Source organism: Pectobacterium punjabense, from assembly GCF_012427845.1.
GTDB classification, from domain to species: domain Bacteria; phylum Pseudomonadota; class Gammaproteobacteria; order Enterobacterales; family Enterobacteriaceae; genus Pectobacterium; species Pectobacterium punjabense.
In genome coordinates, this window is the sequence record NZ_CP038498.1 from 1,381,111 (window position 1) to 1,405,791 (window position 24,681).

The following is a 24,681-nucleotide window of genomic DNA, read 5'->3' on the forward strand; positions in this document are numbered from 1 at the left end:
GGGAGAAAAACCTAGTCGACCTGTGTCGCGCCGCCGTTAACGGAGGACAGGTAGTTGAGCAGGGCGATATCGTTCTCGACGCCGAGCTTGGTCATGGCTGATTTCTTCTGGCTACTGATCGTTTTGATACTGCGATTCAGTTTTTTGGCGATTTCGGTCACTAAAAAGCCTTCTGCAAACAAACGCAGTACTTCACTTTCTTTCGGGGACAGACGTTTATCGCCGTAGCCGCTGGCGCTGATTTTCTCCAGCACTTTGGATACGCTGTCCGGCGTGAATTTCTTTCCTTTTTGCAGGGCTGCTAGCGCTTTGGGTAAATCGGTCGGCGCGCCCTGTTTCAGTACGATGCCTTCAATGTCCAGATCCAGCACCGCACTCAGAATCGCCGGATTATTGTTCATGGTGAGAACAATAATAGAGAGATGAGGGAAGTGACGCTTAATGTATTTAATGAGCGTTATACCATCGCCGTATTTATCGCCTGGCATGGATAAATCGGTGATTAAAACATTAGCGTCCAGCTTAGGCAGGTTATTGATCAGCGCGGTTGAGTCTTCAAATTCGCCAACCACATTGACCCATTCAATTTGCTCAAGTGATTTTTTGATTCCAAAAAGGACAATAGGATGGTCGTCGGCAATAATTACGTTTAGGTTACTCATCGTTTTGGTTACTCATCTTGTTGGCTACCTTGCTGCCCTTTAGGTTCGCTTGGGGATAGTAATGCACTGACAAACCTCTCAATTTCATGAAGGTTAGCCTCAATCTGTACACTATCGTGCGCGGTAATATGCTGTTCAAGCTGTTCACACAACTGTTTGCCAGGGTGCAGATTCAGCATGGCAAACACGCCTTTCAGCCGGTGCGCCGTCTGCGAAAGTGACGGAAAATCGCCTGCTTCCGCTTCAGTATACAGCCTCTTTAAATCATCCGGTACTGTCTCCACGAACAGCGAATAATAGTCGCTTGACGCCAATTGTGCGGCGTAAAATTCGATATCGTTCTGTTCTCCTTCCTGCGTCGTATCGGGGGGTGTTTCCAGTTGCAGTTCAATCAGCTTAAGCAATGCCTCCAGCAGGAGGTGGCTGATATTGTAGTTCACCCGTAAACGGCGCGGGCCCAAAGGCATTAGCGTGTCATCGTCATGACTCAACAGCAGCGTATAATCTGCTTTTTTCTCCGGGTCATCAGTAATAAAAATATCGGCTTCCTGAGTAATCTGGCGTTCATCGCTGATCAGATAATTCGCTCCCCAGCCCGCCAGCATATTACCGACGATATTCTGTACTTCATCAGACGTTACATCCAGCAGAACGGTAATACCATCCAGCAGTTTTTCGTCCTCAACGGACAGCGCTTCCGGCTCTAGTTTTAACGTCAAAATATAGTGTGTACCTAGCCCGGATTTACTGTTGATGGTTAACGCGCCGCCCAGTCTATTACAGAGTTGATTGCACAAAAATAAGGTCAATCCTGAATTTTGTCCGAAATGGTCGGAAGTTGCAGGATGCAGGAAAGGATGCCGAATATTTTCCTGCTCTTTACCTGAAATATGTGTTCCTGTATCGCTGACCTGAATAACCAGCCTGTCCGGCTCATTATTTTTTCTGTCAACCGACACCGTAATTTTTCCGTAATCCGTATTGGTCACCGAATAATTTAGCAGCAGTGCCAGCATCTTTTTCAACAGCTCGGCATCACCCACATAAGTTTGATTACTATCCAGATGATAATGATGGAATAAGGTTAACCCTTTTTGATTCAACCGTGGCAGCAGCTCAAGGAGAACATTGTCGATAAGCGCTAGCGGTGAAAAACTGGCGTTGACTACCGTCCATTCCTGCGCCTCCAGCTTTTCATGCAGGGCGATATTTTCCAACAGCTCGATCGCGCAGCGGGTATCTGCTGTGAGTTGCTCCAGCGTCTGTGCTTCTATGACCGCCGCATCACTGTGGCGTATCGCCTGAATATGTTGTTGTAGTGAGATCAACGGTTGTTTGAATTCGCTGAGCAGGTTTTGGAATAGGCGTTTTCTGGCATGAATATTCTTTTCATATTCACGCTGGGCTAGCAGTAATTTCCGCTGCACCAGAATCTCTTTATCCTGTTCGCGCAGTAGGAAGAGACAATAGTCTGGTGAATATTGGCTACGAAATTGGCGGATTTCATACATTTCATTATTGATAGTGACCTGAATAACGCCCTGATGTTCGTCTGCCATATTGGTGATTTTTTGCAGGCTCAGGTGAGGAAGCAGATGCTCTGCACGCTCATTTTGTATAATGATCTTGTTGCTGCTGAAATCATAAACCAATACGCCCATCGGGATTTTTCCCGTGGTTTCGCGGTAAATATCCAGCTTATTTTCCAACTGATGGGATAAGTCTTCGTCGGGATGCGCATACGTCCGCCGGAAAAGATAAAAACCTATAACGGACAAACTCAGCAGAACCAGATTCAGCAGTAGAAACCAGATGTTATTACGCAACACATCAATCATCAGAGCTTTCACCGGCACCTGAAAAACGATTTTTAGCGGTGCATTAACGAGTGTGGCGGAGATTTCAAGATTAGAGCCATGAAGCTGCACGTCAGCTGCGCCTTCGCCATTATTGCTGCTGTCAATATTGCTGGCCGCTGGCGTATCTGGCTTCAGCATAAGATGCTCGCGCGGAATCGTGTCTGGGATTAAATCGTTAATTGGCAAATCGAATGCCAGAATCGTCGCCAGATGGCCCGGCTGATTGAATGTGGTGCGCAGCGTAAAATAGTAGTCGTTATAGAAGCGTAATTTACGCAGCGGGGAAAAACTTTCGCGCTCGTCTAATACATTCGCCTGTTGTAGCATTTCTGTTCGGCGGGCTTCGGCAATGACCGTAATATAATTGCCGCGGAACTGCGAAGAGATATCTTTCAGCGTTTGCGTAGAAATCATCGTCAGGCTGTTGTCGATACCGTTCAGGTAATACATGGAATAGACGTTATTCTCTGCTCCCCAGAGAATATCGAGATAGCGTGATATCCGACGAACCGATGTCAGCGTCCCTTTATCGTGTTGCCCAAAAATCAACGCATCCGTTTTCTGACCGTTTTTTTCTACATAGAAAACATTGGGCATTAAATTAATCGCGCTAATGTTGGCGTCACTAGCGGACGGTTCACTATTCAGACTGCCGTAAATTTGATAGGTGAAAAAACGGTAAGTATCGACGCGTTTCTGTATGCCCTGAGCAATGGTCGTCAGCGAATGCTTTTTGTCCGCCAGCAAATCGTTGATGTAGCTATAGCCAAACGTTCCAGTAATAAGGAGCGATAACACCGTAAGGAGGGAAAAATAACGCAAGATCATGGCTGGCATCAATTAACGCTCCTGATTAGCGGATGACTGCTCGTGCACTGGCGCTGACGGCCAGCAACAGCAGTGCGACGAACCCGAATGCGGTAGCCAAATTGCTGAGCTGCGCAATAAAGCCGAGAATGGTTGGGCCGATAAGAATGCCCGCATAGCCTACTGTGGTAATGGAGGCGATGGCCAGATTGGGTGGCATGATCTTTTGGTTTCCCGCCGCGCTGAAGAGGATCGGTACTACATTGGATGCGCCGATACCCACCATCACGAAGCCAAGAATGGCGGTTACTGCATTATCAATACTGATCGTTAACAGCAGACCGAGTGCGGCACAGAGGCTGCCGCCAGTCAGAATCGCGTAGCGCCCAAGCGCATTAACAATGCGATCGCCATTGAGTCTGCCGAGCGTCATCGCGACGGAAAATGCCGCATAGCCCATACCCGCCTGTGCGCCGCTCAGGTTGCGCTCAACCGTTAGAAAGAGGGCGCTCCAATCCAATATCGAACCTTCGGCCAGGAACATGATGAAGCAGAGTGAACCAATGAACATGACCCATCCGCGTGGGATCACAAACAACGGGCCGCCTTCATTTTGATTTGTGGTGCGTAGCAGATGCTTATGCGCCATTGTCATGAATAGCAGCACCAACGCAACAATAGTCAGTATCGCCATTAACGGGGACAGACCAAGCCATAGCAGGGCGCTGACGCCACCAGCGCCGACAATCCCGCCGATGCTAAAGAAACCATGAAAGCCGGACATCATCGCGCGGCCGCTGGCACGTTCTACGATGACGGCCTGAATATTCATGGCAACATCGATCATACCAATAGATGCGCCAAAAAAGAGCAGCACGACTGCCATCAACGGCAGCGTTTCTGCTTGCGTCAGGGCGGGCAATATCAGACAAAGCAGCGCGCTTGCCAGCAAAATAACGCTGCGGCATCCCCATTTACTGGTGAGGAAGCCGGTGAGCGGCATGGCCAACAGCGAACCAATGCCCAGAGAAAGTAACAACATCCCGAGAGAGGCATCACTGATAGCCAGTCGCGCTTTAACAAAGGGCACCAGCGGTGCCCAGGAAGCCATAGCAAAACCTGCAACAAAGAAAGCGATGCGCGTGGCTGCCTGTGCTTTTTTGCCCGGCAGATTCTGATTAATGCTTAACGAGTTGGAATGCAGTGTCGTACTCATCCTGAACGAGGCTATCCGGTATACGTGACAAGAGCCTATTTTTACCATAATTAGCAGTCTGAATGGAAAGAATCCAAGCAGACGGCGAAAGGCGAGAGGTGAAAATATGTCTTGATGCGATGCCGCACGCAAAAAAATGCCGACTAGATAATCGGCAGAAGAAAGGGTCAATTGAAGCAATAATGATGATGAAATAAGATTTTAGTGCGATGTGTGCGTACCGTTTTGCCGTTTGATGCGATTTCACCCCGTGCTCACCGTTGTGGTCATGCGGATACCCTTTAGGGAGTAAAAAATTTCCAGGAGAAATTTTTAACGTTGCGCAAGCAACGGCCTGTAAGGGTGACGGCCAGGGATGGTACGTCATAAAAATGTACTGAAACGCACTCTGCTGGTGGTGGCTTTTGCGTCTTGCATAACCTCTCACCCACGACGTGTTTTTTTCCCGTATAATCCCCTACTTTGTGTTAGGTCTCCGGGGTGACGGTGAAACAACTTTCCGACTTGCTGCGCCATATGCAGCAAGATTTGCGCGAGCCACAGCCTGAACGCGCAGGTTTCAGACAAATAACGCGTTCATTACGCCTCAGTGAGGCGGCTGAGTTATTGCCGTGGTTGGCGACTCAGCCTGTGTATCCCCAGTTCTATTGGCAGCACCGTCAGGATCGTGAAGAGGTTGCCGTTTGTGGCAAGGTGTGTGGATTTCGTCATATTCAGGACGCTGAGGCATTCCTCGTTCAGCTGCAGTGCGATCCCGATGTCCGCATCTGGGGGCTGAATGCATTTAACCAGTCGAAAGAAGAGGGCGCTTCGTCGCCCGGCTACCTGTTCTTGCCCCGTGCGGAACTGCGACGTCAGGATGATACGCTCAGCCTGAGCATTAACCTGTTCAGTGAAACGTCATTGCAACAGGATGCTGTCGAAGCTTCTGCGTTTATTAACCTGCTGCTTCCACCCGCGCCATTGCCTCTTTTGCATGCGCAAGTGCAGTCTGTTGCGCATCTGCCTGAGCGTCAGGGGTGGATTGATTTGCTTCAGCGGGCGCTGCATGACATCAAAACAGGGCTAATGGAAAAAGTCGTTTTGGCGCGGGCAACCACGCTAACCCTGACACAACCGCTACAGGCAACCACTTTTATGGCTGCCAGCCGTGCGGCGAATCATCACTGTTTCCATTTCATGCTGGCACACGATGCGCGTCATGCGTTTCTTGGTTCCAGCCCGGAGCGGCTTTATCGCCGGCGAGGGAGCGAATTGGAAACGGAAGCTTTGGCGGGAACGGTGGCAAGCGATCGCGATGCACACAAAGCCGCGGAACTGGCCGATTGGCTGATGAAAGACACTAAGAATCAGTGCGAGAACATGCTGGTGGTGGATGATATTTGTCAGCGGCTACAGCAATCTGCGCTGTCGCTGGATGTCATGCCGCCAGAAATTGTGCGTTTGCGTAAGGTGCAGCACCTGCGTCGCACCATTCATGCCACGCTGCGAACCGCGTCTGATAGTGCGTGCCTGAATACATTGCAGCCTACGGCGGCAGTAGCGGGTTTGCCGAGGCAGGAGGCACGCCGCTTTATTGCGGCTAATGAGCCGTTTGAGCGCGGTTGGTATGCGGGTTCTGCGGGTTACTTGTCGCGTCAGCAGTCTGAATTCAGCGTGGCACTGCGTTCAGCAGAAGTGCGGGATCATGTTTTGACGCTCTATGCTGGTGCCGGAATTGTGGCCGATTCTGATCCAGAACAAGAATGGCAGGAGTTGGAAAACAAAGCTGCGGGGCTGAGATCGCTGTTAGACGGTGATATGTCATAGTTTTGTTTTATGGTTGTTGTGCCAGGTACTGGTTTATATCAAAGTCGGCGTGGTAAAAAAAAATATAATAAGGCTGATCGCGATAGTTGTTGAAGGGCAACCAGGCCGCCAACAGTTGGATCAAGAGTATTTGCTATACCCTAAATAATTCGAGTTGCAGGACAAATTGGCTTAGCCGATTTGAACGCCGCTTGCGGCGGCCCTTCAGGGTGACGCTCAGAGATGAGCTGAGTATTGCCAACGCACATGCAGCTTGAAGTATGACGGGAATAACCTGCAACCTGAGTTGTTGAGTACATCATGTCAACAAGTGTATTTAATCGCCGCTGGGCTACATTGCTGCTGGAATCGCTGACCCGTCATGGCGTCCGGCATATCTGCATCGCGCCTGGTTCTCGCTCTACCCCGCTGACGCTGTCTGCGGCAGATAATCGTGCACTAATTTGCCACACGCATTTTGATGAGCGGGGGTTGGGGCATCTTGCGCTCGGGCTGGCAAAGGCTTCGCGTGAACCGGTTGCGATTATCGTGACGTCAGGTACTGCCGCTGCCAACCTTTATCCGGCAATTATTGAAGCAGGACTGACCGGTGAACGGCTGGTGGTTTTGACAGCCGATCGTCCACCGGAGCTGATTGACTGCGGGGCGAATCAGGCGATTCGCCAGCATGCACTGTATGCGTCACACCCCACGCTGGCGCTGGATTTACCGCGCCCTACGCCCGATATTCCTGCTAACTGGCTGGTTTCCTCCGTGGATAGTGCGATGGCACGGCTTACGCACGGTGCGTTGCACATTAACTGTCCCTTTGCTGAACCGCTTTACGGTGCTGATGATGGCACGGCTTATCAAGACTGGCTGATGACGCTGGGTGACTGGTGGAACAGCCGCGAGCCTTGGCTACGTGAAATGCGCCAGAGTGCGCTGGCGGTGCAGCCGGACTGGCCGCAGTGGCGGCAGAGGCGTGGCGTTGTCCTCGCTGGGCGTGTGAGCCCCGAACAAGGAACGCGTCTTGCGGCGTGGGCGAGCGAATTGGGCTGGCCGTTGATTGGTGATGTGCTGTCGCAAAGCGGGCAACCTTTGCCTTGCGCGGATATTTGGCTGGCACACCCTGAAGCGGCAAGTCTTTTACGACAGGCAGACATCGTCTTACAGTTCGGCGGTAGCCTGACCGGTAAACGCCTGCTGCAATGGCAAGAACAGTGTCAGCCGCAAGAATTTTGGTTAATTGACGATCTGCCGGGACGACTGGACCCGGCTCACCATCGCGGGCGTCGTTTGGTTGCGGATGTTGGCGAATGGCTGTCGGCGCATCCAGCAGAAAAACAGGCGTCGTGGGCGGATTTGTTGGTGGATATTGCCGACAGAACGCAGCGGCAGATCGATACGCATCTGGCTTCCCGTTTTGGTGAAGCGCAGCTGGCGCAGCGAATACCAGCGCTGCTGCCGCCGGATGGGCAGCTGTTTGTCGGCAATAGCCTCGTGGTGCGTCTGATCGATGCACTGGCACAGCTTCCGCAGGGATATCCCGTGTATGGGAATCGAGGAGCCAGCGGCATCGATGGCCTGATTTCTACGCTGGCTGGTGTACAGCGCGCCACGGCGAAAGCGACGCTGGGCATCGTTGGCGATCTCTCTGCATTATACGATTTGAATGCGCTGGCGCTGTTGCGTCAGTCTCCCGCACCGCTGGTGCTGATCGTGGTGAACAATAACGGTGGTCAGATCTTTTCCCTGCTGCCTACGCCGGTTGACCAGCGCGAAGCGTTTTATTGCATGCCACAAAATGTGGAATTCGGACACGCTGCGGCGATGTTTGGCCTGAATTACGGGCGTGCCGAGAACTGGGAACAACTCGCGGATACGGTGTCAAATTGCTGGACGCAGGGCGGGATCACGCTGCTTGAAGTGGTGGTTGAACCGAAAGACGGCGCGGAAACGCTCAATGAGCTGGTCGCGCAGGTGGCGGCGTGGGTTCACTAGATTCTCAGGGGCTAGGTTGTCGAACAGTGATGCATGGCGCGGTGGCTCCCATGCAGCCGTGGCTGGTGTGCCTGCATGGTTTATTAGGCAGTGGCGAGGACTGGCTGCCTGTCCTGCCGTGTTTTCGTGACTGGCCCGTGCTGCTGGTCGATTTACCCGGACACGGCACGTCACGAGCTAGTACTACAGCAGATTTTGCCGATATCAGCCGCCAATTAACCGCAACGCTGCTGGCGCAGGGCATCGAACGTTATTGGCTGCTGGGCTATTCGCTCGGTGGGCGCATTGCGATGTATCACGCCTGCGACGGGCACCATGACGGCATGCTGGGGCTGCTGGTCGAAGGGGGACATCCCGGTTTGGCAACGCAAGAACTGCGTACGGAACGTATTCATCATGATGCACGCTGGGCGCAGCGTTTTCGTCAGGAGCCCTTGCCAGAGGTCTTGCAGGATTGGTATCAGCAGGCCGTTTTTGCCGATGTGGATTCAGCGCAGCGTGAGCAACTGATAGTACGTCGCAGCGGCAATCATGGCGCGTCTGTTGCGGCGATGCTGGAAGCGACCTCGCTGGGGCGGCAGCCTTTTTTGGCGGAACGCCTGCGGCATCTGTCGATCCCTTTTGTTTACTTATGCGGTGCCCGCGATGTGAAATTTCAGACGCTGGCGGCGCAATACGGCCTGCCGTTACTGAGCATCGCTCAGGCGGGTCATAATGCTCATCAGGCGAACCCAACGGCCTATGCCGAGCGGGTTCGCTCTTTTCTTTTGCACCCCGTTAAGGACTGATAACTATGCTTTATCCGAGTGAAGAACTGCTTTACGCCCCCGTTGAATGGCACGATTGCAGCGGCGACTTCGCCGATATTCTCTACCATAAATCTATCGATGGGATTGCCAAAATCACCATTAACCGTCCTCAGGTACGCAATGCGTTTCGTCCGCAAACGGTAAAAGAGATGATTCAGGCGCTCGATAATGCGCGTCATGACGATGGTATCGGGACGATTATCCTGACCGGTGCTGGCGATAAAGCATTCTGCTCCGGCGGCGATCAGAAAGTACGTGGCGACTACGGCGGTTATCAGGATGACAGCGGTGTGCACCACCTGAACGTGCTGGATTTCCAGCGCCAGATCCGCACCTGCCCAAAACCGGTTGTCGCGATGGTCGCAGGCTATTCCATCGGTGGCGGACATGTGCTGCATATGATGTGCGATCTGACGATTGCGGCAGAAAACGCCATCTTCGGTCAAACTGGCCCGCGCGTCGGCTCCTTTGACGGCGGCTGGGGCGCTTCTTACATGGCTCGCATTGTTGGTCAGAAGAAAGCACGTGAAATCTGGTTCCTGTGCCGCCAGTACGATGCGGCACAAGCGTTGGATATGGGGTTGGTGAACACCGTGGTTCCGTTGGCCGATCTGGAAAAAGAGACGGTGCGCTGGTGCCGTGAAATGTTGCAAAACAGCCCGATGGCGTTGCGTTGCCTGAAAGCGGCACTGAACGCGGACTGTGACGGTCAGGCTGGCTTGCAGGAACTGGCGGGCAACGCCACCATGTTGTTCTATATGACGGACGAAGGGCAGGAAGGTCGTAACGCGTTTAATGAAAAACGCCAGCCTGACTTCAGCAAATTCAAACGGAATCCGTAATGCGTCGGGTCACTCTCTATCGTTACAGCGTGCCGATGGAAGCCGGGGTGGTGCTGCGTAATCAGCGTCTGAAAACCCGCGATGGCCTTATCGTTCGCCTGCAAGACGGTGAACGGTTGGGCTGGGGCGAGATTGCGCCGTTGCCGGAGTTCAGCGTGGAAACGCTGGCAGAGGCGGAATCCGCCGCGCTTGAACAACTGCAATCGTGGGCGACGGGGCGAGCATTTTCTGACGATCTTCCGCCGTCTGTTGCCTTTGGATTGAGCTGTGCACAGGCCGAACTGGATCAGCACCTGCCTCAGGCGGCGGACTATCGCAAAGCGCCGCTGTGTAATGGCGATCCTGATGAACTGTTCGAGATGCTTCAGGCGATGCCGGGCGAGAAAGTGGCAAAGATAAAAGTCGGTCTGTACGAAGCGGTGCGTGACGGCATGATCGTTAACGTCCTGCTGGAAGCCTTGCCGGACTTGAAGCTCCGCCTGGATGCCAACCGTAGTTGGACGCGAGCCAAAGCGGACGGCTTCGCCCGCTATGTCGCTCCGTCATTGCGTTCACGTATTGCCTTTCTCGAAGAGCCCTGCAAAACCCGTGACGAATCCCGTGAGTTTGCGCGGGAAACCGGCATCAACATTGCCTGGGACGAGAGCGTGCGCGAGGCGGATTTTCGGGTGGAAGCCGAGCCGAGCGTGAGCGCGATTGTGATCAAGCCGACGCTGGTCGGCAGTCTGGCACGCTGTCAGCAACTGGTGCAGGAAACGCATCAGGCCGGATTAACGGCGGTGATCAGCTCCAGCATTGAATCCAGTCTGGGTCTAACGCAACTGGCGCGGGTGGCACACTGGCTAACGCCGGGCACGGTTCCAGGGCTGGATACGTTAGATCTGATGCAGGCACAGGTGATTCAACGCTGGCCGGATAGTACGTTGCCGCTTCTGGCTACCGAGCAAATGGACGTGGTATGGCAATCCTGACTGACTGGCCTTGGCGATACTGGGCTAGCCAGACGCCCCTGTCTGTTGCATTGATTGAAGACGAAATCCGCTGGAGCTGGCAGGCGCTCGCCCAGCGGGTGGATCGTTTGGCAGAACATCTCACACAGCAGGGTGTTACCGCTGAAAGCACGGTAGCACTACGTGGGAAAAACAGCGTACAGATGCTGTTCTGTTATTTGGCGCTGTTACAGTGCGGTGTGCGAGTACTTCCGCTGAATCCACAATTGCCTGATGCATTAACCGAGGCGCTGCTGCCCACGCTGGGTGTGGGCTATGGCCTGTGTCTGAATGATAAGCTCTGGCCGAACACCGTACGCTCGCTTTCTTTACCATCGGCTTCCTCGTCATTAGGTGATACCGAAGCAACCAACTACACGAGTCGATTATGCTGGCAGGCCGATCGGCTAGCGACGCTGACGCTGACATCCGGTTCTAGCGGAATGCCGAAAGCGGTGGTGCACACGTTCGCTGCTCATCTCTCCAGTGCGGAAGGCGTGGTCCAAATAATGGCATTTTCCGCCAGCGACAGTTGGCTGTTGTCACTTCCGCTCTTTCACGTATCCGGGCAAGGTATTGTCTGGCGCTGGCTTGCTACTGGGGCGACGATCGTTGTCCGTGCGCATCAACCGCTGGAAAGCGCACTGCGCGATTGTACCCATGCTTCTCTGGTGCCGACTCAACTGTGGCGACTGCTATCGGAGGAGACATTACCTACGGCTCTGAAAGCCGTATTGCTTGGCGGTGCGACGATCCCGCAGGTGCTGACGCAGCAGGCAGAAGCACGAGGCGTAAGCTGCTGGTGTGGTTATGGTCTGACGGAACTGGCGTCCACAGTTTGCGCTAAACGTGCCGATGGTCGCTCGGGCGTCGGTATGCCGCTACAGGGACGAGAGATCCGGTTGGTGGAGGAGGAAATTCTGCTGCGTGGCAGCACGTTAGCGACTGGCTATTGGCGTGACGGAAAACTGATCCCGCTGCTTGATGATGACGGCTGGTTCCACACGCGAGATCGCGGGCGATTTGTCGAGGGTGAGTGGCACATTCTGGGGCGTTTGGATAATCAATTTTTCAGCGGTGGGGAAGGCGTTCAGCCCGAGAATATCGAAGCCGTGCTGTTGACGCATCCCGACGTTCAACAGGCATGTGTGGTGCCCGTTGAAGATGTGGAGTTTGGCCATCGCCCTGTTGCGGTAGTCGAGGTGGCGCATTCCACGACGCTTGATGCGGTGTGCGATTGGCTACAGCCGCAGCTTGCCGGATTTCAGCGTCCGGTAGCGTATTACACGTTGCCAACTGAACTGAAAAACGGTGGAATTAAGCTTTCTCGCCAGCAGGTGAAAAGCTGGGTCAACGCCATGCGCCATCAGCTCAAACCATAGTGCGACTTGGCTTTACACTATTTCATGCTGGAGTGAAGGCGCGTTTCGGGTAGAATCGGCAGCGATAACATCTTTACACGCGCGTTTAACGACGGTTTTAAGGATATTGAAAATGAAAAGATTTGTGATTGCCTGTGCGGGAAGCCTGTTGCTTGCAAGTGCTTCTGTACATGCCATTAGCCTTTCCGGGGAAGCAGGCCGTGACTACGCAGGTGCTAGCGCGGGCTTCGGTCTGGGTATTCCAGGGCTTGCTGGTAACGTGAGCTATTCCCATGGCGACAACAACAATGATGTATACGGTTTTGGTCTGGGGTACACCATCCCTGTTGGCCCACTTAAGTTGACGCTGGGTGGTAAAGCGCTGTACCTGAATCAGGATCACGGCAATGATGGCTATGGTGTTGCTCTGGGCGGTGGCGTGCAGTGGCCGCTAAGCCGTCAGTTCTCACTGTATGGTGAAGGTTACTATGCGCCGGATTCATTCTCCAGCCATGTTGACCACTATGTTGAAGGGAAAGCGGGCGTTCGTTGGCAGGTGTTTGCACCGCTGAGCGTCGATGTCGGTTACCGCTATATCAATATGGCGCGTGAAAACGGCCCAGATAACAAGTTGGCTGATTCTGCCTATATCGGCGTTGGGCTGAACTTCTAATATACCGTCATACATCAAGCCGCAGGTGTACTGGCTTGATGTCGTGACTGGAAAGAAAAAAGAGCGTGAATGTTGAGTTCACGCTCTTTTTTATGGCGTGCTTCCTGCACGCGACGTTAATTGATTGACGGCAGCCAGCCCGCCACCATCGCTAACTGGATCAGAATAATGCCCACGCCGCTGGCGAAGATCAGCACCAAGACGGGTGCACCACCGCGGGTCGCGCGCATTTCAGGACGCCGCTTGCGTACCTGCCAGCTCAGCAAGGCGGGAATGAGTAACGCTAGCACGGCCAGCGCAATTGCTGCATAGCCCAAGGCCATTACAAAACCTTGCGGATAAAAGAGTGCGAATACCAGTGGTGGAATAAAGGTCAGCAGGCCCGTCTGCGCGCGCCCTATGACGCTATTCTTACGCTTAAACAAGTCGGCTAAATAATCGAATAACCCTAGCGCCACGCCGAGGAAAGAGGTCGCCAGTGCCAGATCGGCAAACAGGTGGACGGCGAGTTCAACGTGCGGTGAGGCAACCAGCGTACGAATAGCCTGCATCAACCCATTCAATCCTGCCTGATCGGCCAAAATAGCATTGAATGTTGAAGAGCTGAGGCTGCCCAACATCACGAGCTGCCAGAAAATATAGGCAATCAGCGGTATCACGCTACCGATAAGAAATATTCGGCGCAGCTTACGGCTGTCGCCCCCCATGTAGTGGACAATGCTGGGGATGCTGCCGTGAAAGCCGAATGAGGTCAGAATGACGGGCAATGCCGAGAGCGTCAGACCCTGTTGCAGTGGGAGCGTTAACAGATTGACGCGTTGAATGTGTGGCACCATGACTGCGAGCATGATGACGAGCATCAGTACCTTGCCGCTAAACAGGATACGGTTAAACAAGTCGACGGAAGACGTGCCGATGCAGACGACCCCGCCGGCAACCAGCGTGAAGAGCAGAATGCCTGCGGACAATGGAAGTGAGTAGCCACTCCACTGACTAATGCTGCTAGCGAGCAGTTCGCCTGCGCCGCTGATATACGCTGCCGTGAGCGCATACATCAGAAATAGCATACTGAAACCGGTGATCCACTGTCCCCAACGGCCGAGATAGATTTTTGCCAACGTGCCTAACCCAGTGTGCGACGGCTGATGTTGATACACTTCGACCAGCAACAAGGCGCTGTAACACATCAGCGCCCACAGACCGATTAATATCATCAAGGTAGTACCAAACCCGACGCCAGCCGTTGCCAGTGGCATCGCCAACATTCCTGCTCCAATTGTGGTACCAGCAACGATAAAAATACTGCCAAGAGTACGATTTTTCACCTATTCCTCTATATATAGCGTGGCTATCCAGATATTTTTGGCAGCAGGGTAGAGTATTCAGTGATTTCTGTCAAAACGCCGTTACGAAGAGTGTAATTTTATATTTACACCAGAGGCGAGCCATCGGCAGCGGAGCATTATTGGACAGGCTGAAAGAAATATTGTGTTTGCTCATCCGAGTTTTTAAAGTGGATTCAGGATTATCATCAGGAGTAAAAAAATGCTTAGGGTTGAGATGTTATGTACCGGCGATGAAGTGCTGCATGGCCAGATTATTGACACCAATGCGGCCTGGCTGGCGGATTATCTGTTTGTGCAGGGATTACCGATGACCAGCCGGATGACGGTGGGTGACGATCTCGATGCGCTGGTGACCGCAATCACGCAGCGTAGCCAGATAGCCGATATCCTGATTGTAAACGGTGGGCTGGGGCCGACCAGCGACGATCTCAGCGCATTGGCGGCAGCTACCGCCGCTGGAGAGGGATTGGTTGAGCACGCCGAATGGCTGGCGCGTATGGAGGCTTTCTTTGCCGAACGCGGTAGAGTCATGGCTCCCAGCAACCGCAAACAGGCGCAAATCCCTGCCAGCGCGGAAATGGTGGATAACCCGGTAGGCACCGCCTGTGGCTTTGCACTGCAATTGAACAAATGCCTGATGTTCTTTACGCCGGGCGTCCCCTCTGAATTTAAGGTCATGGTCGATCAGCAAATTATGCCGCGTCTGCGCGAGCGTTTTGCTGTCGCCGATGCTCCGCTGTGCTTGCGTTTGACGACCTTTGGCCGTTCAGAAAGCGATCTGGCAAGCCAGTTAGATGGTATGGCATTACCGCCGGGCGTGGTGCTGGGCTACCGATCTTCTATGCCGATTATTGAACTGAAGTTAACTGGCCCGGCTGCGCAGCAGGAAAAGATGGAGCAACTGTGGGAAACGGTGCGCACTGTAGCAGGCGAGAATACGATCTTTGAAGGCACAGAAGGGTTACCCGCACAGCTTGCTCGACGCCTTGCCGAACGTGATATGACGTTGGCGGTGAGTGAGCACTTCACGGCGGGGTTGCTCAACTGGCAGCTCCAGTCTGCAAGTGCTCCGCTGGCTGGCGGAGAGTTGCTGGCAAGCGTTCAAGATGCCAGCCTGTCTGGATTAGCGGGCTACGCTCGCCATCTGGCAGAGCGTCAGGGCGCATCGTTAGCGCTGGTGGTCGGCAGCAGGGACGATGCTGAGCTTTCCTTAGCGCTGCATACGCCGGAAGGATCTTTCGCCCAAACGATACAGTTCAACGTACAGCGCTACAGCCTGAAAACGCATCAAGAGGTTGTTGCTATGCTGGCGATGAACATGCTGCGCCGCTGGCTAAACGGCTGGTCAGTCTACGGCGGACACGGTTGGATTACGGTGCTGAAGACGCTGTAGTCAGCGGGGGATTGAGGGGCTCTGCCTAGCTGCATTTCTATTCGGCTTTCGGGGGTAGTTTCGTGCGCGATGATACCGTTATTTTCATGCTACCTCGTAGCACGCGCCCGACAAGGGACGGCTCAAACGCCGCTCGCCCCTTGACCCCAGGCTTTTCGGCGGAAATTATGCCGCTAACGCGGTGCCTTCGTCGGTATCAGGCTCAACGGACCGCTTGCGACACGTTTACTCGCCCCATAAATAATGGGGCTCACCCTTCGGGCCAGCACACGTGCTGTTCAAAAACGTCTCTGACGTTTTTGTCCGACGTGGCGCAAGCTTTCGCCGCGTCCTGCGGCTCATCCTAAGCCTGCTATCTCCTCAGCATAATTTTTTACGCCGAGTTAGCACACCCGAAATCATCGTATCAATCCAATATAGGCGATGACGAATGTTTGAAATAAGAAGGCCAGAATCAACGTTCTGGCCTTCTTCACAAGAGAATTAATACAGTAGCGAGTAGAGTTGGCGCCGGTAGCGGGCAGCGAGGGCGTCGCTGGTACCGAGGGCGGCCATGATGTCCATCAGCGTTTTGCGTGCGCTGCCGTTAGCGGCGGCCAGATCTTTTTTCAGGAATCCCATCAGTAGTTCAAGCGCTTCTTCATTACGGCCAACCTGATGCAGTTGCAGAGATAACTGTACTGCCAGATCCGCATTTTGTGGGTCAGCGTCCAACTGCTGCTGTAAATGCTGAATTTCCGGCGTGTCTGCTGCCTGTTTCAGCAACTCAATCTGCGCAACGAGGCTGTGATAGCGCGTGTCTTGATCCTGCAAAGGAATGGTCGCCAGCACGGCTTCAGCGTCTTCACTGCGCTTAATTTGAATCTGCACTTCTGCCAGCAGCAGGCCGATGTCGCTGCGCTGTTGGCTGAGTTGCCAGGCGTCTTTCAGTAGCTGCATCGCTTCTGGCAGTTTGTCTTCTTGAATCAGCTGCTGTGCCTGCGCGACTTTCAGCTCTTCTTCTTTCGGCAGTGCGCGTTTCAGTAGTTCACGAATCGCTTCTTCCGGCTGTGGCCCTTGAAAACCGTCCAGCGGTTGCCCGTCTTTAAACAGATAAACGGTTGGGATTGAGCGCAGGCCAAACTGAGCGGCGACGCGTTGTTCGGCATCACAGTCCACCTTCGCCAGAACAAACTGCCCCGCGTATTCCTGCGCCAGTTTATCCAGCACCGGCTCCAATTCCAGACAGTGCTGGCTACGTCCCGACCAGAAGTAAAACAGGACTGGCAGTGTCGTGGAGTGTTCCAAAACCTGATGCAGGTTGGATTCGTTAACGTCAACGATAGTCGCTTGTTGTTCTAACATGAGTAGTCTCTCTTACTTCTTGAATTCACTTGACCTTTAGATGGGGCCTGTCGGTGCCACTTACAAGCCTCGTGCAGCGGTGAGTGAGCAATACGTCACTTTCTACTGCCTTATCCTCGTAATACTTTATCCAGCAGACATCCCGGTAGCAGGCGACGCAGCCAGGTTAAGGCATGGGCTACCAGCGTCACGGGATAGCGTAATTTAGGCCGCGAGCTTTCCAGCGCATGATGGAGCTTCGGCAGTATCGCTTCCGGCGGCAGCGTAAAACGTTTAGCGATACCGGGGTTGGTGACCGGCTTGTCCGTCTGCGTCTGTGCCACGTTATCAGTAAAGCGAGTGCTAATCGGGCCGGGTTCGATCAGGCTGACGTGCAGCCCGCTGCCGTGTAATTCCATACGCAATGCGTCCGACCAGGCTTCCAGTGCATATTTGCTGGCGGCATACGCGCCGCGTCCCGGTGTGGATACCAGCCCCATGACCGAACTGGTCTGGATGATGCGGCCTTCGCCGTGTGGTAGCATCGCGGGTAATAACAACTGCGTAAGCTGGTGCGTGCCAAACAGGTTGCTGGAAAACTGCTGTTCGAGCTGCTGGCGTGAGATTGTATTCAATGGTCCATACAGGCCATATCCGGCGTTATTAAACAAGCCATACAGATGGTTATCGGTCAGTCTGATCACCTCCGCTGCGGCCTGTTCAACGCTGGCGTTGTCATCCAGATCGAGCGCTATGGTTTCCAAACCCAATGCGGTCAGACGCGCGATATCCTCTGCGCGGCGGCAGGCCGCGATCACGCGATAGCCGCGTTTTTGCAAATCCTGTGCGGCAATCAGGCCAATGCCGCTAGAGCAACCGGTAATGAAGACCGTTTTTTGCATAACTTTACCTAATTCAAAAGCCTATTTATTAAGACTCATGGTTAACTAAGGGTTCCAGCTGCTTCGCCATCCATTCTGCGATAAACGGTTGGGCATCACGGGTTGGATGGATGCCATCTTCCATCATCCATTCGGGTTTAAGATACACCTGCTCCATAAAGAAAGGCAGCAGAGGAAGCGCAAACTGCTCCGCGAGTTTGGGGTAGATATTGCTGAATGACTCGGTGTAGCGGCGGCCATAGTTGGTCGGCAAACGAACCTGCATGAGCAGCGGCTGGGCGTTAGCCTGTTTGACTAGCGTAATGATTTTTGCCAGATCTTGCTCGATATTGGCTGCCGGAAACCCTCGAAGCCCGTCATTGCCGCCCAGTTCAATCAGCACCCAGCGTGGCTGGTGCTGTTTTAGCAGAGCAGGAATACGAGCCAGCCCTTGTGCGGTGGTGTCACCGCTAATGCTGGCGTTAACCACCGCGATGCCTTTTTTCTGCGTCTGCCACTGGGTGTTCAGCAGCGTTGGCCACGCGTTAGCAGCCGGCATCTGGTAGCCCGCACTGAGGCTATCACCCAGAATTAATAATGTGTCAGCGGCGAAAGCGCGTACGCTGCATAATCCCAGAAGCAAAAGGACGAAAACATGTTTGCGAAGACCAGCCCAGCGAGTGCTACGCCAAGCAAAACTGCGCACGTAGAAAACATTCTTGAAGTTCATCATCTTAGTAAGCACGTTGGTCAAGGAGAGAATCGGCTTTCCATCCTTACCGGAGTTGAGCTTATTGTCAAACCTGCGCAGACAATTGCCCTGATTGGCGAATCTGGTTCGGGGAAGTCAACCTTGCTGGGGATTTTGGCTGGTCTGGATGATGGCACAGAAGGGGATGTGAGCCTGATGGGCAAATCGCTGAATGCGCTGGATGAAGAAGGCCGCGCGGCGCTACGTGCCCAGCATGTCGGTTTTGTTTTTCAGTCTTTTATGCTGGTACCGACGCTGAATGCATTGGAGAACGTACAGTTACCCGCGTTGCTGCGCGGTGAAAGCGACAGCCACAGCCGTGGGCAAGCTGAACAACTTCTGCAACAGCTTGGGCTAGGCGAGCGCTTACATCATCTTCCTGCTCAGTTGTCTGGCGGTGAACAGCAGCGTGTGGCGCTGGCGCGTGCGTTCAGCGGTCGGCCTAATGTGTTGTTTGCCGATGAACCCACCGGGAATCTGGATCGTAAAACCGGTGAACGCATCGTTGATTTGCTGTTTTCTCTCAATCGTGATTATGCCACGACGCTGATTTTGGTGACGCACGATGAGCAACTGGCGGCGCGCTGTGAGCGACGCCTGCGGTTAGTCGACGGCAAGCTGCGGGAGGATGCATGATCTGGCGGTGGTTCTGGCGCGAATGGCGCTCTCCTTCCTTATTGATTGTCTGGCTGGCGTTAACGTTGGCAGTAGCCTGCGTGCTGGCGTTGGGTACGATCAGCGACCGTATGGAAAAAGGTCTTAGTCAGCAGAGCCGTGATTTTCTGGCGGGTGACCGCGTGCTGCGTGCGTCACGGCCTGTTGCGGAAACCTGGCTTCTGGACGCGCAACAGCGCGGGTTGACGCTCAGCCGCCAGATCTCTTTCATGACCATGACGTTCGCAGGCGATACGCCGCAGCTGGCGCAGGTCAAAGCTACCGACCAGCGCTATCCGCTGTATGGCAATTTGCAGACGCGTCCTGAAGGGCTGCATGCTGAAGCGGGAACGGTGCTGGTAGCGCCGCGCCTGCTGGCGTTACTTGGGCTGAAAGTCGGTGACATGCTGGACGTTGGCGATACCTCGCTACGTATCAGCGGTGAACTGATTCAGGAACCGGATTCCGGTTTTAATCCGTTCGAAACCGCGCCGCGTATTCTGATGAATCTGGACGATGTCGAGAAAACCGGTGCGATTCAGCCGGGGGGCCGCATTACCTGGCGCTACATGTTTTCCGGTGATGAGAAGCAAATTAGTGAATTTAGCAACTTCATCAAGCCACAGCTCAAGCCCGATCAGCGCTGGTATGGCATGGAGGATTCTGAAGGTGCGCTGAGCCAGTCGTTAAAGCGGTCACAGCAGTTCCTGTTGCTGTCGGCGCTGCTGACGCTGCTGTTGTCTATCGCTGCCGTTGCCGTGGCGATGGGGCATTACTGCCGCAGCCGTTATGACTTGGTCGCTATCCTGAAAACGCTGGGCGCAGGTAAACAAGCGCTGAGGCGCTTAATCATCGGCCAGTGGCTCTCTGTGCTCGGGCTGGCAGCGGTTTGCGGTAGCGTGCTTGGTCTGGGCTTTGAAGCGCTGTTGATGAAAATGCTGGCGCCGGTGCTACCCGCCGCACTGCCAGCATCCGGGCTATGGCCATGGGTGTGGGCGCTGGGGTCGCTAGTGCTGATTTCACTGCTGGTTGGGCTACGTCCGTATCGACTGCTGCTGGCGACACAGCCGCTGCGTGTGCTACGTCAGGATGTGGTGGCGAACGTGTGGCCGCTGCGTTACTACCTGCCGATTGTTCTACTTATTGTCGTCGGTCTGCTTGCGGTGTTGTCCGGCGGCGGTGTGCTGCTGTGGTCGCTGCTCGGCGGTGTGGCGGTACTGTCGCTACTGTTGGGCGTTATCGGCTGGGGCGGGCTGCTACTGTTACGGCGTTTGACGGTGAAACGACTGGCGTTGCGTTTGGCTATTAATCGTCTGTTGCGTCAGCCGTGGTCGACACTCAGTCAACTGGCCGCGTTTTCGCTGTCTTTCATGCTCTTAGCGTTGCTACTGGTGATGCGCGGCGATTTACTGGATCGCTGGCAGCAGCAGTTGCCACCGGGCAGCCCGAACTATTTCCTGCTGAACATCACGGCGGAACAGGTGCCGCAGGTGAGGGACTTCCTCTCTCAGCATAACGTGATGCCAGAGCAGTTCTTCCCGATTATTCGTGCGCGGCTGACGGAAATTAATCAACAGATTGCGACGGAAGTGATCCATGAGGACGATCCGGGCGGCAACACGGTGAACCGTGAACTGAACCTAACCTGGATGAACGGGATTCCGCAGCACAACGTACTGGTGGAAGGGGAAGCACCCAAGGCGGGTGAAGTCTCGATGGAAGCGAAAGAAGCCAAAGAGATGGGGATCAAGATTGGCGATACGTTGACCTTTACTGGTGATACGCAGCCGTTTAGCGCTACGGTAACCAGTTTCCGTCAGGTGGATTGGGAAAGCTTGCGTCCGAACTTCTTCTTTATTTTCCCCGTAGGGGCGTTGGATAACCAGCCGCAATCCTGGCTGACCAGCTTCCGCTACGATGGCGATGAGAAGATGATTACCCAACTGAATCGCCAGTTCCCGACGGTGAGCGTGCTGGATATCGGCAGTATTCTGCGTCAGGTTGGGCAGGTCTTGCAGCAGGTAAGCCGTGCGCTGGAAATTATGGTCATTCTGGTGTTGTTCTGCGGTGTATTGCTGCTGCTGGCACAAATTCAGGTCGGGATGCGTCAACGGCGTCAGGAACTGATGGTGTACAGAACGCTTGGCGCCGGATTACGCCTGCTGCGCACCACGTTGTGGTGTGAGTTTGCGGTACTGGGGCTGGTGGCAGGAACGGCGGCGGCGATTGGCGCAGAATCGGCTTTGTGGCTATTGCAGCGTAAGGTCTTTAACTTTGCCTGGGAACCGAATATCACGATGTGGATAACGCTCCCGTTAATCGCGGCGTTCCTGCTGTCGCTCTGCGGCGGCTGGCTGGGACTACGACTCTTACGCGGTAAAGCCCTGTTCCGCCAGTTCGCTGGGTAACGGACGAAAAACAGGCCGGGGGAACCGGCCTGTTTACGTTTGGAAAAGAAAGAACAATGTTTTGCGCGCGTGATTTGGGAAAGCGTTACTCGGCGGCATAACCCTGTGGAGGAATACGCACGCTGTCCAACCAGGCTTCATTTTCGCGCATCACCAATCGACCGTTCAGGAACCAGTTAATGACCATCGGATAAATCGTGTGCTCATGCGTCTTCACGCGTTCGCTTAGACTTTCTTCCGTATCGTCACTAAATACTGGCACTTTCGCTTGCAGAATTAGCGGGCCGCCATCCAGTTCATCGGTGACAAAATGCACGGACGTGCCGTGTTCCCGATCGCCGTTTTCCAGCGCTTTGCGGTGCGTATGCAATCCAGGATATTTCGGCAGCAGGGACGGGTGAATATTCAGCATTTTGCCTGCGAATTGCGCGACAAATTCCGGGCTGAGGATGCGCATATAGCCTGCTAAGACCACCAGCGCCGGTTCATATTGCTCAATTTCATTTGCCAGTGCCGCATCAAATGCAGCGCGGTCGGCAAAATCTTCAGGGTTCAAGACGCACGTAGGAATATCCGCATTCTGTGCGCGTTCTAGCCCGTAAGCCTCCGCATTATTACTGAATACGGCGACGATCTTTCCTTTAAGGCGCCCGTTCTTACAGGCGTCAATTAACGCCTGTAAGTTGCTTCCATGACCTGAAATCAGCACAACGATGTTTTTCATCAGTTAATAACCACTGCGTCTCCGGCATCGGTTTGAGTAATGACGCCGATTTTCCATGCGTTTTCGCCGCTGCTGTTGAGTAATGCAACGGCCTCGTCTGCCTGTTCGGCTGGCAGTGCGATGATCATACCAACACCGCAGTTGAAAGTACGATACATTTCATGGCGGCTGACATTACCGGCCTGTTGCAGCCAGTTAAAGACAGCAGGCCATTGCCAACTGGATTCGTCGATAGTCGCCTGCATGCCTTCTGGCAACACGCGTGGGATATTTTCCCAGAAGCCGCCGCCAGTCAGGTGAGAAATCGCGTGGACATCCACTTTCTCAATCAGGGACAGGATAGATTTCACGTAGATTTTGGTCGGTGCCAACAGGTGATCGGCCAGCGGTTTGCCTTCCAGCTCGAACTGCTCTGGATTGGTCTTGCTGACTTCAAGCACTTTACGTACCAGCGAATAGCCGTTGGAATGTGGCCCGCTGGACGCGAGGGCAACCAGAACATCGCCATTTTTGACTTTGTTGCCGTCGATGATTTCCGATTTTTCTACGACGCCGACGCAAAAACCAGCAACATCGTAGTCTTCGCCGTGGTACATGCCCGGCATTTCGGCGGTTTCGCCACCGACCAGCGCACAGCCTGATTGCTTACAGCCTTCCGCGATACCGGTAATCACGCTGGCAGCGGTATCGACATCCAATTTGCCTGTGGCGTAATAGTCGAGGAAGAACAGTGGTTCAGCACCCTGAACCACCAGATCGTTCACGCACATCGCAACCAGATCGATACCGATGGTATCGTGGCGCTTCAGATCCATCGCCAGGCGCAGTTTGGTGCCGACTCCGTCAGTGCCGGAAACCAGAATCGGTTCGCGGTATTTTTGCGGTAAGGCGCACAAGGCACCGAAACCACCCAATCCACCCATAACTTCCGGGCGACGGGTCTGTTTCACTACACCTTTAATACGGTCGACCAATGCATTGCCTGCATCGATATCCACGCCTGCGTCTTTATAGCTGAGAGAGGTTTTGTCGGTCACTGCTGAGTCCCCACGAAGGTTACGGGTCGTATTCAGAAAACACGGTATTTAGAAAACATACTGTGGTAAAAATAGTGCGCGCTAATTCTAACAGTGTAGGCAATCGTTTGCGAGTGATGAGTCATCGGCTGGCTATTTTTCGTTAATGGCGACAATTTCTCTTCTCGGTTGATCTGGATCAGGCTTAATCATATGGCGCTAAGTAAAAAAGGCGGTATAATCCCGCGATTTTTTTTACGACGGGCTCTCGTGCCCGCCGCCCTGCGGGCCGCCGCAAGCGGTGTTTAAAAACGCGTTTGGCGTTTTTGTCCGTCCACTAGCCGATGGGGAGATAATGATGAAGATCGTCGAGGTGAAACACCCGCTCGTCAAACACAAACTGGGTTTGATGCGAGAGAACGATATTAGCACGAAGCGTTTTCGTGAACTGGCTTCCGAAGTGGGAAGTTTGCTGACTTACGAAGCGACGGCTGACCTGGCAACCGAAAAAGTCACCATTGATGGTTGGTGCGGTCCGGTTGAAGTCGATCAGATCAAAGGCAAGAAAATTACCGTTGTACCCATTCTGCGTGCAGGATTGGGGATGATGGAAGGCGTGCTGGAAAATGTCCCTAGCGCGCGTATCAGCGTTGTCGGTATTTACCGTGATGAAGAGACGCTGGAGCCTGTCCCTTATTTCCAGAAGCTGGTTTCCAATATCGAAGAGCGCATGGCGCTGGTGGTTGACCCTATGCTGGCGACCGGTGGCTCGATGATCGCGACGATCGATCTGCTGAAAAAAGCAGGCTGCCACAGCATTAAGGTGCTGGTGTTGGTCGCGGCGCCAGAAGGCATTGCCGCACTGGAGAAAGCTCACCCGGATATCGAGCTTTATACTGCATCCATTGATAAAGGTCTCAACGAGCAGGGTTACATCATGCCAGGCCTGGGCGATGCGGGCGATAAAATATTTGGTACGAAATAACAGGTAAGCCGACTTATAGTCGGCTTTTTTTTGGCGTAAACCTAAGTATTGCCTATGGTGCGCCACGGCCTGTATTACGTCGCACGCGGTTCTTTTATACATCAGCAGCCAACATGTTCCTGCTTCACTACGGTGGGGCGGGATGCGTCTGGCTGTGATAATAAGTGCGGGTCTACCTGCACACACAAAT

The 24,681-nt window shown here is 53.8% G+C and carries 20 protein-coding genes; 11 read left to right on the forward strand and 9 right to left on the reverse strand.

Features of this window, described 5'->3' with window-relative positions; genetic code table 11:
* Positions 1 to 11: 11 nt before the first annotated feature.
* From rcsB to E2566_RS06140, 3 genes are read right to left on the reverse strand one after another with little or no spacing between them, the layout of a single operon-like run.
* Positions 12 to 662, reverse strand: coding sequence for a response regulator transcription factor RcsB (gene rcsB, locus E2566_RS06130; protein WP_005976164.1), 651 nt, complete (start codon positions 660 to 662; stop codon positions 12 to 14).
* 8 nt (positions 663 to 670) lie between these two features.
* Positions 671 to 3,358 (reverse strand): phosphotransferase RcsD, encoded by a 2,688-nt coding sequence (rcsD, locus tag E2566_RS06135; protein ID WP_107168362.1) that lies wholly within the window; start codon positions 3,356 to 3,358, stop codon positions 671 to 673.
* Between the two features lie 16 nt (positions 3,359 to 3,374).
* Positions 3,375 to 4,544, reverse strand: a complete 1,170-nt coding sequence (locus E2566_RS06140; protein ID WP_107168361.1) for an MFS transporter — start codon at positions 4,542 to 4,544, stop codon at positions 3,375 to 3,377.
* A gap of 486 nt (positions 4,545 to 5,030) precedes the next feature.
* Between E2566_RS06140 and menF the strand changes: the two genes are divergently transcribed.
* From menF to E2566_RS06175, 7 genes are all read left to right on the forward strand, one after another.
* Positions 5,031 to 6,353 carry an isochorismate synthase MenF gene (menF, locus tag E2566_RS06145; protein WP_107168360.1) on the forward strand — a complete coding sequence of 441 codons (1,323 nt, stop codon included), beginning with the start codon at positions 5,031 to 5,033 and terminating at the stop codon, positions 6,351 to 6,353.
* A gap of 300 nt (positions 6,354 to 6,653) precedes the next feature.
* A complete protein-coding gene (menD, locus tag E2566_RS06150) occupies positions 6,654 to 8,336 on the forward strand; it encodes a 2-succinyl-5-enolpyruvyl-6-hydroxy-3-cyclohexene-1-carboxylic-acid synthase (protein ID WP_107168359.1) in 1,683 nt (560 codons plus the stop codon).
* A complete protein-coding gene (gene menH, locus E2566_RS06155) occupies positions 8,324 to 9,124 on the forward strand; it encodes a 2-succinyl-6-hydroxy-2,4-cyclohexadiene-1-carboxylate synthase (RefSeq protein ID WP_107168358.1) in 801 nt (266 codons plus the stop codon). The genes menD and menH overlap by 13 nt, the downstream gene beginning before the upstream one ends.
* A gap of 5 nt (positions 9,125 to 9,129) precedes the next feature.
* Positions 9,130 to 9,987 carry a 1,4-dihydroxy-2-naphthoyl-CoA synthase gene (gene menB / locus E2566_RS06160; protein WP_107168357.1) on the forward strand — a complete coding sequence of 286 codons (858 nt, stop codon included), beginning with the start codon at positions 9,130 to 9,132 and terminating at the stop codon, positions 9,985 to 9,987.
* Entirely contained in the window at positions 9,987 to 10,958 is a 972-nt protein-coding gene (gene menC / locus E2566_RS06165; RefSeq protein ID WP_107168356.1) for an o-succinylbenzoate synthase, read from the forward strand. Before menB ends, menC begins: the two co-directional genes overlap by 1 nt.
* A complete protein-coding gene (gene menE / locus E2566_RS06170) occupies positions 10,946 to 12,358 on the forward strand; it encodes an o-succinylbenzoate--CoA ligase (RefSeq protein WP_107168355.1) in 1,413 nt (470 codons plus the stop codon). Before menC ends, menE begins: the two co-directional genes overlap by 13 nt.
* A gap of 112 nt (positions 12,359 to 12,470) precedes the next feature.
* The gene (locus tag E2566_RS06175; RefSeq protein ID WP_107168354.1) at positions 12,471 to 13,010 is read left to right on the forward strand and encodes a YfaZ family outer membrane protein; all 540 of its coding nucleotides are present in this window, start codon (positions 12,471 to 12,473) and stop codon (positions 13,008 to 13,010) included.
* A 116-nt stretch (positions 13,011 to 13,126) separates the two neighbouring features.
* Here E2566_RS06175 and tyrP read toward each other — a convergent pair whose 3' ends face one another.
* On the reverse strand, positions 13,127 to 14,335 hold the full coding sequence (gene tyrP / locus E2566_RS06180; RefSeq protein WP_107168353.1) for a tyrosine transporter TyrP: 1,209 nt from the start codon (positions 14,333 to 14,335) through the stop codon (positions 13,127 to 13,129).
* 220 nt (positions 14,336 to 14,555) lie between these two features.
* Between tyrP and E2566_RS06185 the strand changes: the two genes are divergently transcribed.
* Positions 14,556 to 15,749 carry a nicotinamide mononucleotide deamidase-related protein YfaY gene (locus E2566_RS06185; RefSeq protein WP_107168352.1) on the forward strand — a complete coding sequence of 398 codons (1,194 nt, stop codon included), beginning with the start codon at positions 14,556 to 14,558 and terminating at the stop codon, positions 15,747 to 15,749.
* A 483-nt stretch (positions 15,750 to 16,232) separates the two neighbouring features.
* Here the strand turns inward: E2566_RS06185 and E2566_RS06190 are convergent, their stop codons facing one another.
* The 3 genes from E2566_RS06190 to tesA form a co-directional block, all read right to left on the reverse strand.
* The gene (locus tag E2566_RS06190; RefSeq protein ID WP_107168351.1) at positions 16,233 to 17,093 is read right to left on the reverse strand and encodes a co-chaperone YbbN; all 861 of its coding nucleotides are present in this window, start codon (positions 17,091 to 17,093) and stop codon (positions 16,233 to 16,235) included.
* Positions 17,094 to 17,203: 110 nt separating this feature from the next.
* The gene (locus E2566_RS06195) at positions 17,204 to 17,974 is read right to left on the reverse strand and encodes an SDR family oxidoreductase (RefSeq protein ID WP_107168350.1); all 771 of its coding nucleotides are present in this window, start codon (positions 17,972 to 17,974) and stop codon (positions 17,204 to 17,206) included.
* Between the two features lie 28 nt (positions 17,975 to 18,002).
* A complete protein-coding gene (tesA, locus tag E2566_RS06200; protein ID WP_107168398.1) occupies positions 18,003 to 18,686 on the reverse strand; it encodes a multifunctional acyl-CoA thioesterase I/protease I/lysophospholipase L1 in 684 nt (227 codons plus the stop codon).
* Here tesA and ybbA point away from each other — a divergent pair.
* Both ybbA and ybbP read left to right on the forward strand, forming a co-directional pair.
* Positions 18,609 to 19,340: a putative ABC transporter ATP-binding protein YbbA gene (gene ybbA, locus E2566_RS06205; protein WP_005976200.1), complete on the forward strand. Its 732-nt coding sequence runs from the start codon at positions 18,609 to 18,611 to the stop codon at positions 19,338 to 19,340. The two genes, tesA and ybbA, sit on opposite strands and share 78 nt — an antisense overlap.
* On the forward strand, positions 19,337 to 21,766 hold the full coding sequence (ybbP, locus tag E2566_RS06210; protein ID WP_107168349.1) for a putative ABC transporter permease subunit YbbP: 2,430 nt from the start codon (positions 19,337 to 19,339) through the stop codon (positions 21,764 to 21,766). The genes ybbA and ybbP overlap by 4 nt, the downstream gene beginning before the upstream one ends.
* Before the next feature lie 85 nt (positions 21,767 to 21,851).
* Here the strand turns inward: ybbP and purN are convergent, their stop codons facing one another.
* Together purN and purM are read right to left on the reverse strand one after the other, a co-directional pair.
* Positions 21,852 to 22,490, reverse strand: a complete 639-nt coding sequence (purN, locus tag E2566_RS06215) for a phosphoribosylglycinamide formyltransferase (protein ID WP_107168348.1) — start codon at positions 22,488 to 22,490, stop codon at positions 21,852 to 21,854.
* Positions 22,490 to 23,527 carry a phosphoribosylformylglycinamidine cyclo-ligase gene (gene purM, locus E2566_RS06220; protein WP_107168347.1) on the reverse strand — a complete coding sequence of 346 codons (1,038 nt, stop codon included), beginning with the start codon at positions 23,525 to 23,527 and terminating at the stop codon, positions 22,490 to 22,492. Before purM ends, purN begins: the two co-directional genes overlap by 1 nt.
* Before the next feature lie 337 nt (positions 23,528 to 23,864).
* Here purM and upp point away from each other — a divergent pair, with 337 nt between their 5' ends.
* Positions 23,865 to 24,491 carry a uracil phosphoribosyltransferase gene (gene upp / locus E2566_RS06225; RefSeq protein ID WP_014914591.1) on the forward strand — a complete coding sequence of 209 codons (627 nt, stop codon included), beginning with the start codon at positions 23,865 to 23,867 and terminating at the stop codon, positions 24,489 to 24,491.
* The last annotated feature ends 190 nt before the right edge of the window (positions 24,492 to 24,681 follow it).

Excerpts from the sequence above, each read along its gene's own strand:
- rcsB (WP_005976164.1), bottom strand. The coding sequence starts at position 662 with ATGAGTAACCTAAACGTAATTATTGCCGACGACCATCCTATTGTCCTT.
- rcsD (WP_107168362.1), bottom strand. The coding sequence starts at position 3,358 with ATGCCAGCCATGATCTTGCGTTATTTTTCCCTCCTTACGGTGTTATCG.
- E2566_RS06140 (WP_107168361.1), bottom strand. The coding sequence starts at position 4,544 with ATGAGTACGACACTGCATTCCAACTCGTTAAGCATTAATCAGAATCTG.
- menD (WP_107168359.1), top strand. The coding sequence starts at position 6,654 with ATGTCAACAAGTGTATTTAATCGCCGCTGGGCTACATTGCTGCTGGAA.
- menB (WP_107168357.1), top strand. The coding sequence starts at position 9,130 with ATGCTTTATCCGAGTGAAGAACTGCTTTACGCCCCCGTTGAATGGCAC.
- menC (WP_107168356.1), top strand. The coding sequence starts at position 9,987 with ATGCGTCGGGTCACTCTCTATCGTTACAGCGTGCCGATGGAAGCCGGG.
- menE (WP_107168355.1), top strand. The coding sequence starts at position 10,946 with ATGGCAATCCTGACTGACTGGCCTTGGCGATACTGGGCTAGCCAGACG.
- E2566_RS06175 (WP_107168354.1), top strand. The coding sequence starts at position 12,471 with ATGAAAAGATTTGTGATTGCCTGTGCGGGAAGCCTGTTGCTTGCAAGT.
- E2566_RS06185 (WP_107168352.1), top strand. The coding sequence starts at position 14,556 with ATGCTTAGGGTTGAGATGTTATGTACCGGCGATGAAGTGCTGCATGGC.
- E2566_RS06190 (WP_107168351.1), bottom strand. The coding sequence starts at position 17,093 with ATGTTAGAACAACAAGCGACTATCGTTGACGTTAACGAATCCAACCTG.
- E2566_RS06195 (WP_107168350.1), bottom strand. The coding sequence starts at position 17,974 with ATGCAAAAAACGGTCTTCATTACCGGTTGCTCTAGCGGCATTGGCCTG.
- ybbA (WP_005976200.1), top strand. The coding sequence starts at position 18,609 with ATGTTTGCGAAGACCAGCCCAGCGAGTGCTACGCCAAGCAAAACTGCG.
- tesA (WP_107168398.1), bottom strand. The coding sequence starts at position 18,686 with ATGATGAACTTCAAGAATGTTTTCTACGTGCGCAGTTTTGCTTGGCGT.
- ybbP (WP_107168349.1), top strand. The coding sequence starts at position 19,337 with ATGATCTGGCGGTGGTTCTGGCGCGAATGGCGCTCTCCTTCCTTATTG.
- purN (WP_107168348.1), bottom strand. The coding sequence starts at position 22,490 with ATGAAAAACATCGTTGTGCTGATTTCAGGTCATGGAAGCAACTTACAG.
- upp (WP_014914591.1), top strand. The coding sequence starts at position 23,865 with ATGAAGATCGTCGAGGTGAAACACCCGCTCGTCAAACACAAACTGGGT.